This window comes from Nostoc sp. DSM 114167 (genome assembly GCF_052692655.1).
Genome location: NZ_CP195116.1, coordinates 4,048,575 through 4,061,719 on the forward strand (window position 1 = coordinate 4,048,575; position 13,145 = coordinate 4,061,719).

The 13,145-nt window shown below is 41.0% G+C and carries 8 protein-coding genes; 6 read left to right on the forward strand and 2 right to left on the reverse strand.

The window, feature by feature from the left end:
* Positions 1 to 56: 56 nt before the first annotated feature.
* The 3 genes from NSTC731_RS17350 (at position 57) to NSTC731_RS17360 (ending at position 4,218) form a co-directional block, all read left to right on the forward strand.
* The gene (locus NSTC731_RS17350; RefSeq protein WP_445631877.1) at positions 57 to 1,037 is read left to right on the forward strand and encodes a magnesium transporter CorA family protein; all 981 of its coding nucleotides are present in this window, start codon (positions 57 to 59) and stop codon (positions 1,035 to 1,037) included.
* A 142-nt stretch (positions 1,038 to 1,179) separates the two neighbouring features.
* Positions 1,180 to 2,664, forward strand: coding sequence for an acyl-CoA synthetase (locus NSTC731_RS17355; protein WP_445631878.1), 1,485 nt, complete (start codon positions 1,180 to 1,182; stop codon positions 2,662 to 2,664).
* Between the two features lie 75 nt (positions 2,665 to 2,739).
* Entirely contained in the window at positions 2,740 to 4,218 is a 1,479-nt protein-coding gene (locus NSTC731_RS17360; protein WP_445631879.1) for an amidase, read from the forward strand.
* 377 nt (positions 4,219 to 4,595) lie between these two features.
* Here NSTC731_RS17360 and NSTC731_RS17365 read toward each other — a convergent pair whose 3' ends face one another.
* Positions 4,596 to 4,886 carry a hypothetical protein gene (locus NSTC731_RS17365; protein ID WP_445631880.1) on the reverse strand — a complete coding sequence of 97 codons (291 nt, stop codon included), beginning with the start codon at positions 4,884 to 4,886 and terminating at the stop codon, positions 4,596 to 4,598.
* 99 nt (positions 4,887 to 4,985) lie between these two features.
* On the reverse strand, positions 4,986 to 7,253 hold the full coding sequence (locus NSTC731_RS17370) for a DUF1796 family putative cysteine peptidase (protein WP_445631881.1): 2,268 nt from the start codon (positions 7,251 to 7,253) through the stop codon (positions 4,986 to 4,988).
* Positions 7,254 to 7,673: 420 nt separating this feature from the next.
* Between NSTC731_RS17370 and NSTC731_RS17375 the strand changes: the two genes are divergently transcribed.
* The 3 genes from NSTC731_RS17375 (at position 7,674) to hemN (ending at position 12,605) form a co-directional block, all read left to right on the forward strand.
* On the forward strand, positions 7,674 to 9,929 hold the full coding sequence (locus tag NSTC731_RS17375; RefSeq protein ID WP_445631882.1) for an FdhF/YdeP family oxidoreductase: 2,256 nt from the start codon (positions 7,674 to 7,676) through the stop codon (positions 9,927 to 9,929).
* A 399-nt stretch (positions 9,930 to 10,328) separates the two neighbouring features.
* Positions 10,329 to 11,045, forward strand: a complete 717-nt coding sequence (locus NSTC731_RS17380; RefSeq protein ID WP_445631883.1) for a biliverdin-producing heme oxygenase — start codon at positions 10,329 to 10,331, stop codon at positions 11,043 to 11,045.
* A gap of 177 nt (positions 11,046 to 11,222) precedes the next feature.
* The gene (gene hemN / locus NSTC731_RS17385) at positions 11,223 to 12,605 is read left to right on the forward strand and encodes an oxygen-independent coproporphyrinogen III oxidase (protein WP_445631884.1); all 1,383 of its coding nucleotides are present in this window, start codon (positions 11,223 to 11,225) and stop codon (positions 12,603 to 12,605) included.
* Positions 12,606 to 13,145: the final 540 nt, after the last annotated feature.

Here is a 13,145-nt window from a genome sequence, read left to right on the forward strand (position 1 = left end):
CCTAATTAATTACCATGAGTCACAGTATTTTTTCACGACTCAATTAGGATTGTTATATGCTAATTCTCCTGACTTTTCATCCAGATAACCTGGAAATATTCAACCATAGAGATGTCGATACGGTATTGAAAAGAATTGATGGTTCTCACAATATTTGGTTGCGTTGCATTCACTTCCGCGATCGCACTGGAACAGCCAGGATTATCAAGCACTTTGGACTAAATCCATCTCGTGTTAACATGATTTTCAACCATTCCCCTGTAGGAATTGATGAAGACGTAGAAGATTGTTTATTTGACAGCTATGAAATCCTAAATTCTCAAATAAAAAATAATGAGTTTGAGGTGGTGCGTGGCAACATTGTAGTTGGAAATAATTTTATCATAACTTTTGAAATCACAGAACTAAAAATTTTAACTATTTTAACTAATAATCTCCAAAAGCGAACTTTAGATATTCAAAAACTGGGAATTGACTATCTTTTTTATCTCATATTTAAAGATATTTTAAATAACTATGAAACTGTATTTACCTATATTTCGAGAAAACTGGATGATTTAGAAGATGAAGTTTTAGACAATTCTGGTGATGAATTAACGTACAAAAAAATTGCCACAATGAGGCAATCTACTCGTTCTGGACGCCGTAATTTTCAAAGCATCAAGTTACTTATGGCTATTATGGATAATGAAGATTTCCAATGGATCGGTCAGCCAGTAAAAGAACTATTCAATCAAGAATTAGTTCATCACGTTGATAAACTCTGGCAAGAATATCAAGCTATAAGAGCCTGGATGTCAGAATTGATGGAAATTCAACGCGATAATATTGCTAGTAAAACAGGCGAACGAATTAATCGCCTGACTATCTTATCGACCATCTTTTTACCAATTACTTTTATATCTGGTTTCTATGGTATGAACTTCAAAAATATGCCGGAATTAGAACAACCTCTGGCTTACCCTGTAGTAATCTGTATGATGGCACTAATTGTGATTGGCAGTATTATCTATGCTAAAAAACAACGTTGGCTGTAGAATATATAAAGTTACTAATAACAAGATTATCGATTCATTAAAAAGCCATTTGTTTGAGTCTGTTGGTGCAGAATAAATTAAAATGCGATGACTATATATATTATTTAAATAAACTGAATCAACCCTAAATCGGCAAAGAAACGTGAATTTACCATTGATTATTCGTGCTGAAGAATATAACCAGAAAACAGCAATTGTGACAACAGACGGAGCATTTACCTATCGGGATTTGCTACACACTTCCAGTCAAATAGCAACAAGTCTTCTTCAAAATACAGAAGATTTGCAAGAGCAGCGAGTTGCCTTTCTCATTCCGCCTGGGTTTGAGTATGTAGCGACTCAATGGGGAATTTGGCGGGCTGGTGGCATAGCTGTACCTCTGTGTATTTCCCATCCCCGCCCAGAATTGGAGTATGTAATTACTAATTCTGGAGCATCGATTATTGTTGCTCATCCTAATTTTGAGGATATACTGCGCTCGCTAGCTGAAAAATACAATTTACGATTTATTCTCACCTCAGAAACGCTTCCACATAACATTAGTCGCCTCCCAGAGATAGATATCACTAGACGCGCCTTAATTCTCTATACCAGTGGTACAACAGGTAAACCAAAAGGTGTAGTTACGACTCACCAAAATATTCAAGCGCAAGTGACTAGTTTAATCACCGCTTGGGAATGGACATCTAGCGATCGCATTTTACATATCCTGCCACTACATCATATTCATGGGATTATTAACGTACTGACTTGTGCATTATGGGCTGGCGCGGAGTGCCATATATTGAGCAAATTTGATGCTGAAACCGTTTGGAGGCGAATTTGTGATGGTGACTTGACCTTATTTATGGCAGTACCAACAATTTATGTAAAGCTAATTGCGGCTTGGGAAACTGCCTCTAAAGAACGCCAAAAAATCATGTCAGCAGGCTGTGCTAAAATGCGCCTGATGGTTTCTGGCTCGGCAGCGTTACCAGTTCAAGTTTTAGAAAAGTGGCAAACCATCAGCGGCCATTTTCTGCTGGAGCGCTATGGCATGACCGAAATCGGTATGGCGCTATCAAACCCTTTACACGGTGAACGGTTGTCTGGATATGTGGGGAAGCCTTTACCTCAAGTTGAAGTGAGATTAGTAGATGAGAAGGGAGACTTAGTTCCAGCCGGAACACCAGGAGAGATCCAAGTTAAAGGCCTCGGAGTGTTTCTCGAATATTGGCAAAACCCCCAAGCAACCGCCAAAGCCTTCCAAGATGGCTGGTTCCGTACTGGAGACACCGCCGTAGTTGAGAATGACAACTACCGAATTCTGGGACGGATGAGTGTGGATATCATCAAAACCGGAGGGTATAAAGTTTCGGCTTTAGAAATTGAAGAAGTACTAAGAACCCATCCAGATATTCAAGAATGTGCAGTGGTTGGGGTTGCTGATTTAGAATGGGGCGAACGGGTGTGTGCCGCCTTAGTATTGCAAGGCTCACAACCTTTAACATTACAAGCTTTCAGGAGTTGGGCAAAAGAGCGATTAGCTGTTTATAAAGTGCCAACCCAAATTTTGATCGTTGAAGAATTACCGCGCAACGCGATGGGGAAAGTGACTAAGCCGACGGTGGTTGAGTTATTTTGCTGATAGCGATCGCCACAGAATTTTGGATTTTAGATTTTAGATTTTAGATTGAAAAGAGCAATCAAGTGAAATCGATTTATGAGTGACTTAGTTTTTCTACCCGCTCATCAACTTGCTCAGATGATTCGCGATCGCCAAGTCTCTGCTGTCGAAGTGTTCGATGCTTACCTGGCGCAGATTTCTAAACACAACTCAAAACTGAATGCGATTTGCACCTTAGACGAAGACAATGCTCGTACTAGAGCAAAGCTTGCAGATGAAGCCCTAGCTAAAGGAGAACACTGGGGCGCTCTGCACGGTGTCCCTGTGACAATCAAAGACATTTTTGAAACAGTAGGACTACGTACCACAGCAGGTTACATTCCTCTCAAAGACTACATTCCTCAACAGGATGCCACCGTTGTTGCCAGGTTGCGAGCAGCAGGAGCCGTTATCCTGGGAAAAACCAACATGGCAGAACTGGCTGGTGATTTTCAAAGTACAAATTCTCTATTTCCACGGGTAAATAATCCCTGGAATCTTGACTATACAGCAGGTGGCAGTTCTGGAGGTAGTGCTGCTGCTGTTGCAGCCGGACTTTCAGCATTAGATATAGGCAACGATATAGCGGGTTCTGTGCGCCAGCCTGCAACTTTCTGCGGCGTGTATGGCTTAAAGCCAACAGATCGCCGTATTTCCACCGCCGGAAGTATCCCTGAAGTACCGGGGATGCCGCTATGCTTGCGACAAATGTTGACTATTGGCTGTTTTGGGCGATCGCTTGAAGATATTCGCCTTTGTTTCTCGCTGATTGCTGGTGCGGATTTGCGTCGCCCAGATGTGCCACCGATTCCCCTTGATACTCCATCAGGCAAGTCCTTGCAGGATCTTAAAATTGCTTGGATTGATGAATGGGTGGAAGTTCCCGTTGCTGCCCAAATTCGAGCCGCAATACAAACAGTCGTGCAAAAACTCGCTCAAGCAGGTAGTTATGTGGAACGCTGGCTTCCCAAAGACTTTGATTTATCGACAGTGTGGAACCTCTGCGGACGGATGGAAGCATATATCAACAACTACGCCCAACCCAAGGATCGCTATAATGTGCTACGCAGCTTAGAGTTACTTTTTCGCACGGCAACTCAAGGCGACAAAAAATTGCGAAAATTGGGGAATTTCAGCAGCTTTCTGCCAGAAATCTTGAATCCCAGCTTAAAAGGATATTTCGAGACACTCACCGAGCGCGATCGCTTCATTTCCCAAATGGATGAAGCCTTAGAAGTATGGGATGTATGGCTCACTCCTGTGACAGCAACCCCTGCATTTACCCATTGTCCGGCTTGGAGCGCCATTGATATTCAGGGCAAATCCTATCCTCATGCAGTGGCAAACGGAGCTTACACTATGCCATTTAATCTCAGCGGTCATCCGGCGGTGGTGATTCCTATTGGGCAAACTCATAATGGCTTACCGATTGGAATCCAAATTATTGGCAAACGATGGCGCGAGATGGAGTTGTTAGCGATCGCTCAAGAACTTGATAAAGTGGTTGGTGATTTCCGCCATCCATTAGGCTATTGAGGAATGGCAGCAATTAAACTTCACCGTTATAACTTAATTTAGTTGAAGTTTCACCAGAGGAAGTTCAAAAGGCGCTCTTTGGTTTTTAATTAACGTGAGTTCGACAAGACCTTTTTTGACCTCTCCCCCAACCCCTCTCCGACACGGAGAGGGGAGCCAAAACCGTAATTTCTCGTTGCTCCTCCCTTTCCCCGTGGGAGAGGGAGGTTGTCCGGGAGAGGTTCATCGAACTCACGTTTAATTAAGGATAATTGTAGGTTGGGTGGAATGTAGTGCAACCCAACAAACCCGCGAAAATGTTGGGTTACGTTCCTCCACCCAACCTACGCAGTTTATGGTTTTTGACGCTAACCCAAGCCTATTGCGCTATAACCAACTCACGGGAAGTTAAAAAACTCAAACAACCCAGTCGCCAAAATAGCAAATGAGTACGCCGAAATAGCAATTGCGTTCGCCGAAATAACAAATGCGTTCGCCGAAATAACAAATGAGTTCGCCGAAATAGCAATTGCGTTCGCCGAAATAGCAATTGCGTTCGCCGAAATAGCAATTGCGTTCGCCAAAATAGCAATTGCGTTCGCCGAAATAACAAATGCGTTCGCCGAAATAGCAATTGCGTTCGCCAAAATAGCAATTGCGTTCGCCAAAATAGCAATTGCGTTCGCCAAAATAGCAATTGCGTTCGCCGAAATAGCAAATGACTAATTATTGTAGAGACGGCGATTCATCGCGTCTCTTGCCTTAGCCGAACAGTATTGCGATCGCCTCTACCCTATTTCCCACCCCTTCGGTATTTTCGGCGGACACCAAAAGAGGTTTTTACTAGACACACCAAGGGATTCTAGAATTCCTCGCATCACCTCTGTGCAGTACATCCAATGTCCCAAATCGTCATACATGCGATCGGGATTAAACTCGACATTGTAATGCAGCACATTGGGAAGGTCTAAAAACTCATCACCGCTTTGAGGAGAAAGAAGCAAGAGATGAAATGGCTTCCCCTGACATTGTTTTTCCAGCTTGTTGACTAAATCTAACACACCACCGCGTAGCTTGCCGCCGTAGGCATCGCTAATTCCTGTGCGAACAAAAAGCACTTTGTCGCAGTGCCGCAGTGTATACCAAAACCTTTCAGCGCGTGCCGTGTAACGAACCCGCATCCGTTCATAGACGGGAGACATATCTTGAACAGCGTTGTCTGTCTCCTCGACTTCATGGGCAAAGGATAAACCCGACCACTTACCGTGGTAAATTCTACCTGCATCGGGACTGTAATGCAAAAAAGCAGGGTTCCACATATCATCAAAACCGTGTTCGATCGCATCTGCAACATCTGCAATATTAGTAGTGCGCGTTAGATCGAAAGGAAAGGCGGGGCCATCGTACTCCATCTTATATAACATCATGCGGACGGCACAGCGATCGCCAAGGGGAACAATTGCCACACGGCTGATATCCGATAACTCACATTTGTATTGGAACAACACCGCAGACTTAGGTGGTGCTTTTACTCGGCTTTCTAGCCCATCCTTACCAATCATCATTGTGCGAAAAGGGACATCGGGATAAAGCGGATCTTCATAAACACCCGATGGCATGGCTTTAAGGGCGTTGCAAACTTCCGTCCACATTGGCTGGATGTTGTACTCGCTGTCTGATTCGTTGATTATCCAGAGGTGGCGTTCATCCGCTTGCAAAATCCCCAGATGTCCGTCATAGAATAAAACGTTGTTCGGCGAAAAGAGATTGAGGGCGGGGCTATATTCTAGATCGGTATTTGGGGGGATGTTTATTGTAGTTGCGATCGCGCCATCCTCTACAGCCAAGAAAGGGAGCGTCCCCGCCTGGGTATTCTTTGCAATGTAAATACCCGGTATCAATCCCGCCTGACTTTGCAGTGCAGTTTGTAGTTCTTGCCAATAGGGAGCGATCGTGTAGCTGTATGGCGATGAATTAACAATCCGTAAACGCTTTTCTTTCATACACACAAAGACATGAAAGCCTCCATTATCAAAGTAGATAGGAAATTCATTCGGTTGCCGGAAGCGTTGTTTTTCTTTTGCTAATTCGTCTTTGTCAATATCGAATAGTTGCTGGTCGATTTGCTGATACATAAGGCTATGACCGACTGTATTCGGGTGAGCCGGATCGAAGGATGCCCCCGCTTTCCATCTTCCTTGTCCATCATCGACGGCTGCCAACCAATCCAATACAGTCACGCCCCAACTTAGCATCCGTTTGTGTGTATCTCGGAGTAGCCAGTAATGTTCCAGAGAATAATCACCGTTGGGATAGACTCCGCCTAAAATCGGAATAGCTCCGATGTCGCGCGTCATTTTCACAAGCTGCTGCAAACCCCTTTCAAACTGCCGTTGTACTGCCCGCCGTTCGTGAGGGGGACAGTAGGCTAACCCTTCGTTGCCCAGAGACAAGGCAATGATGACGATATCCGGTTGTTCTGGGGTGACAAACCAGGGAAATCGAGCGATCGTTCTGCTGACATTCGCTCCCACCTCCGACACATTCACCAGTTTATGCCCATATTTTTGCTGTAAAGCTTGTGCCAACAGCCAAACCCAACCTTGCAAAAACCAAGCTTTATGACCTAATGCGACGGAACTACCAATGACTACGATTTTTAAACCTTCAGGCTCTCGATCCAGGGGGACTTTAACAACAGGCTTCTCAATATATCCGAACGGATAAGGTTGTAAATAACCGAATGCGCCATCATCCACAATAATTGTGCTAGCACGATCGCTAGAGTCAATCGGAATCCAGCGGTTTGTATCTAGTAAGCTTTCCCATTGGGCGTTGCCGTTGACATCGAGTAGCACATACTTGTATTCAACTCTCTGTTGAACGCCTGACTCTTGAATGTCAATTTCATCTGTCCCCCATAAAGGATAGCGATCGCCACTTGTACGCAGATGAACACATTTGGTGATGTCCCACAATCCCAACTCTGGAGTAGAACCCACCAGACCAATGGATTCGCCCGTTTGAGTGTATGCACTGATCTGGAATCGATACATAGAGTTTATCCTGATTTAGTGAGGACAATACCAAACGGTCAGTTGAATCCTTAAACCTGCTTTGAGAATATCACATAGAACTCTTAATAATTCGGTATTAATTTTTTTAAGTATACTGAAGCTCTGATTTACATCACCCAAAGCTACAGCAGGCAAGCTTTTCAAAAATAAAATCGGATTTTTATAGAAGAATTTTATACTGATTAAATAGAATCTATTGTATTAAAAGTCTTAACACAACTAAGAAAAAATCAAAAAAAGGATAAGATTAAGTTAAATTGGTTCTATCGCTCTCTTTTATACAGTTAGAGCCAGAAAAGCATTTATACGTAAGTGTTACAAATAGTTTCAAATTAAATTAATACTTGCCAAATAATTTTTAGCAATAATTAAGTTAAGCGAGTTGAGATTTAGCTAAGTATGGATAACTTACCTCAAAACAATTCTAGCTCCCCTGCTGGGGGTGGTTTACCTGTGATTCAGTATTGGGTAGAAAAAACTCTCTCATCACAAGGATTAAAATTATGGCAAACTCTCAATCATAAAAGTGCATGTTTATCCTGCGCTTGGGGCACGGGTGGACAAAAAGGAGGGTTTGTTAATGAAGCGGGAGAATATTTACAACGCTGTGCTAAAAGTGTAGAGGCGATCGCTGCGGAATTGCAACCAGGAATTAAACGAGATTTTTTCCGAGAAAATAGCATTAGTGAATTACAAAAACTGACTTCTCAAGAATGCGATTCCTTGGGTAGATTAAGTTATCCTGTCATTCTCAGAGCGGGTTCATCCCATTATCAACGTATAAGCTGGGAAGAAGTCTACCAGATCGCTACACAAGCCTTTAATTTCCCACCAGCACGAATTGCTAGTTATAGTTCTGGACGTTCATCTAATGAAGCTGCGTATTTACTACAATTATTAATGCGATCGCTAGGTAGTAATAATCTAGCAGACTGTTCAGATTTGTGTCACGCACCCTCAACAGTGGGGTTAAAAAAAGTTTTCGGCTCAGGTACATCGATGGTGAGCTTAGAAAACCTAAAACATAGTGATTGTATAGTTTTAATTGGTTCTAACGCCCCTGCAAATCATCCACGACTGATGAACGAATTGATCGAATTGCGGGAAAGAGGCGGGAAAGTAATTATTATTAATCCCCAAATTGAAATCGGTTTAGTTAAATTTGCGTCTCCGGCATTTCCGATCAAATCTTTACTCACAGGAGGTTCAGATATATCTTCTTTATATTTACAACCAATTCCTGGAAGTGATGCTGCATTATTTGTCGGTTTACAAAAATCTCTGATTGAACAGAATTTAATTAACATAGAATATCTGAAATCCTATACACAAGATTGGCAAAAAATTGTAGATTACGCTAATAATATATCGTGGGATAACATCACTAGCACCTGTGGCTTATCCCAAGAAGAAATTACAGCAACAGCTTATATAATTGGTAAATCAACGCGTGTAGTTTTTGCCTGGGCAATGGGGATAACTCAACACTCTAACGGCGTAGATAATATTTTTAGTATTGCTAATACAGCTTTAATTACAGGTAACGCTGGTAAAATTGGTGCTGGGACAATGCCCATTCGAGGACATTCCAATGTGCAAGGCTTTGGTTCAATGGGTGTTACTGTAAACTTGCGAGAAGAAATCAAACAAGCACTATCTCAATTATTAGGCAAAACTCTCAATGAAACTCCTGGCTATCATACTCGTGACTTAATCACAGCAGCAGAATTAGGAAAGATAGATACGCTGTTTTGTTTAGGAGGAAATTTGTATGCAGCTAACCCAGACTTACAGCAAGCAAAACAGGCATTCTCGCAAATAGAAACCGTATTTTATGTAGCCACCAAACCAAACTTAGGACATTTCCACGGATTAGCGAAACAGCAAACTTTAATATTACCTGTATTCAATCGTTTTGAAAATCCTCATAAAACAACAACTGAATCGGGTAATAATTTTGTGCGATTAAATGATGAAGGTAAAAGTCATTTAAAAGCGCCTAATGCCGAGCTAATTTCGGAAATAGAATTAATTACAGAAATTGCTCATCGTTTACATAGTGAAACCCCGATAAATTGGCGTAAGCTGCAAGATACAACTTATGTTAGAGAATTAATTGCTAAAACTATTCCTGGCTATGAGAAGATTGGCACAATTGACCAAAACAAGCAAGAGTTTATCATTGGAGGGCGGATTTTCGATGAACCGAAATTTCCCACACCTGATGGTAAAGCACAGATGTTTGTCACACCGTTACCGCAATTATCAGTACCAACTAAAGCAGCGTTTGGTGTGGCAGAAAATCAGCCAGGAATTGTGGTAATTTTAGGAACAGGACGCAGCTACGGTCAACATAATACTGTAGTTTATCGCAGTGAAGATAAATATCGAGGTATGCCTCATCGTCACTGTATTTTAATGAATTCTCTAGATGTCAAAAAAGCGGGATTCCAAGAGCATCAGCGAGTCATAGTGAAAGGCGATCGGGAAGAATTAGACAATATTGAAATTATTTGTGGGGCGATTCTTGAAGGTGTAGCTTTTATGTTTTATCCTGAAGCTAATGTTTTATTTAAAGCAAAAATCGATCCGCAAAGCGGTACACCTGCTTATAAAAGAGTTCCAGTTTGTATTATAGGTTCTCGTCTTCTTTAAAAACAGGCGAATCCAGGCTTTGAGTTTTTGTCGTTTGTAGACATCAGTTAAATTATTGAGAGTAAATTGTAATAAATAAACTTATTATCCGTTGTTTCAGAAAAGTTTAAATGGCTATTCCACAATCAGTTTTGTTACTACTCAACTGGGATGTGCCTGAATACAAGCATCATAAAAACATAAATAAATATTAATATCTTAATAGTTATATATAAGTTAAGAGTTAAATAATCTTAGGAGAAATAAAATACCTGGGATTTGCATGGCAGTTGTATTTGCCAGATAGAGTGATGCAGATCCTTTCTCAACCTAGAATAACAATTTTTTAGCTGGTACTGGCAGGCATCCTGAGTCGGTGACTGCCGAGAAACCTTGCGTTTGAACATGAAGGAAGCAACAATGAGTAGCAATCTAGCCGTCAAACTGCGCTCTGGAACTCAACAAGCCCACACCTCAGCGGAAAATGTGGCATTCATGAAATGTTTTTTGCAAGGAGTTGTGGATAGAGACTGCTTCGCTAAATTCTTAAGCAACTTGTATTACGTCTACAGCGAACTAGAAGCGGCATTAGAGAGCCATAGAGAGCATCCTGTGATTAGTGCGGTTTACTTTCTGGAACTTAATCGCCAATCCTCACTTGAAAAAGACATGGTGTTCTATTATGGGGATAATTGGAGAGAGCAAGTTACAATCTCACCTGCTGCCCAGAGCTATATTGAGCGCATTCGGGAAATTTCTGCTAGTGAACCAGCCTTATTGCTAGGTCATGCCTACACTCGCTACATGGGCGATCTTTCTGGGGGTCAAATGCTACAAAAAGTTGCTCAGTCAGCCCTAAAGCTTTCTGGCTATGAAGGCACATCCTTTTACAACTTTGAGCAAATTCCTGACAAAAAGGCATTTAAGGATAAGTATCGTCAGGCATTAAATGCATTACCCGTTGATGATATAACAGCAGAACGGATTGTTGCAGAAGCTAATAATGCCTTTGGGTTCAATTTAAAGATGGCTCAAGAGTTAGAGGGAAGTTTAATTAAAGCACTCGGTCAAGTTCTCTTTAATAGCCTCACTCGTTCTCACAATTCAGGTAGCCCTGAAATAGCTGCGGCTAATTAATTTTGGCATTGGGCATTGGGCATGGAAAAGAGACAAGGTAGACAAGGAAGAGGGGGAAGACTTGGGAGAGATTTGTTCAATAATTCCCCCTTGTTCCCCTTGTCCCCCTTGTCCCCCTGCTCCCCTGCTCCCCTGCTCCCCATTAATTACTCCCTTCATTTATTGGAAAGCAACTCAATGGTTTTTCTATTACCTGGTGTTAAGTTCGATCTGGATCTGATTCAAAAGTACGACACTCGCGCACCTAGATATACTAGTTACCCGCCCGCTACAGAGTTAAGCGAAACATTCACTGAAACTGATTTTAAGACCGCGATCGCCGCATCAAATCAACGTAAAACTCCTATGAGTTTATATTTCCATATCCCTTTTTGCCAAAGTGCTTGCTACTTCTGCGGCTGTAATACAGTAATTTCCAACAACAAGAATATTGCTAAACCTTATGTGGAGTCTTTGGTTGAAGACATTAAAAACACCGCAGCTTTAATCGATTCTGATAGAAAAGTGCTGCAAATCCACTGGGGAGGTGGTACTCCTAATTATTTGGAGCGTCACCAAGTAGAATTTTTATGGAAAAATATCAATCGCTATTTCAACATCGATCCCCAAGCAGAAATCTCAATTGAGATTAATCCCCGCTATATCGATAAAAACTACATTTTCTTTCTGAGAAAGATTGGATTTAATCGCATTAGTTTTGGCATTCAGGATTTTAATCGCCAAGTTCAAGTAGCTGTTAATCGCGTCCAACCTGAAGAAATGCTCTTTGATGTCATGAGTTGGATCAAAGAAGCTAAGTTTGAAAGTGTGAATGTAGACCTAATTTATGGTTTACCTTATCAAACACGTGAGACATTTCAAGAAACGCTGAAAAAAACGATTGAGTTAGATCCTGACCGAATTGTTGTGTTTAACTTTGCTTATGTACCTTGGCTCAAACCGACACAAAAAAATATTCCTCAAGAGGCGCTACCGCCAGCGGAGGAAAAGTTAGAGATTCTGAAAATGACCATTGAAGAATTAACGAAAAACCAATATCTATTTATTGGAATGGATCATTTTGCTAAAACTAATGATGAACTAGCGATCGCTCAACGTAATGGTACTCTTAAACGCAATTTTCAGGGCTATACTACCCACGCCGAGACAGAATTATTTGGTTTTGGTGCAACATCCATCAGTATGTTAGAAGATGCTTATGCTCAAAACCACAAGGAGTTAAAGGATTATTATCAAACACTGGCAATAGGTAGTTTACCTATTAGTAAAGGTATCAAACTAAGTCAGAATGATATTATTCGACGGGATGTGATTATGAGTATTATGTCTCATTTTCAGCTTTATAAGCAAGATATTGAAAACAAATATCAGATCGGTTTTGATGAATATTTTTCTGAAGAACTAGAGGCGTTAAAACCACTAGAAGCTGATGGTCTAGTCAGTTTATCAAAAAATCAGATTCAGATTACCGACATCGGTAGATTGCTAGTAAGAAATATTGCCGTCATCTTTGATACTCACACAAAAACGCGAGAGACAAAATTCTCCCGCGCCATTTGATATTGCTTCTGCAAATCTTTACCACATATTATCCCCTCAATCTACCTGAAAAATAAAATTTGAGGGGATATTATTAAGACTATAGTAATCCGATTTTATGTTTGAACTTATTTGTGTGTGTGGTGCATGAAGCGCAGTGCAAGCGGAATAGCCAGTCAAAAGGTAATTGGAATAAAGTTGTTAAATAAAAATCTGTAACAAAAATCTTGGTTAATTATTTATAGAGGTAATTAACGATCGGCGATCGCGAAAATTCTCAAAAGTTGAATCAATAAATATTTTTCATACATCCCCAATAAGTTAGATACGAACTTTATACCTTAAGAGAGAGATAAAAAAGAATATATTGATTACTTAATTAACATTTAGTTTTGCCGACAATAACTATGTCTATGATTAGATGTTTTTAATAACTTCTAGCTTACAATACGCAAAAATTTTCGTTTAACCTTAAAAAGATTTAAAAAACGCAAATTCTCATCCAATTCTGAATATAAAGTATTGTGTATAACTTTTGGATTTAACATTTACCCCATCTGG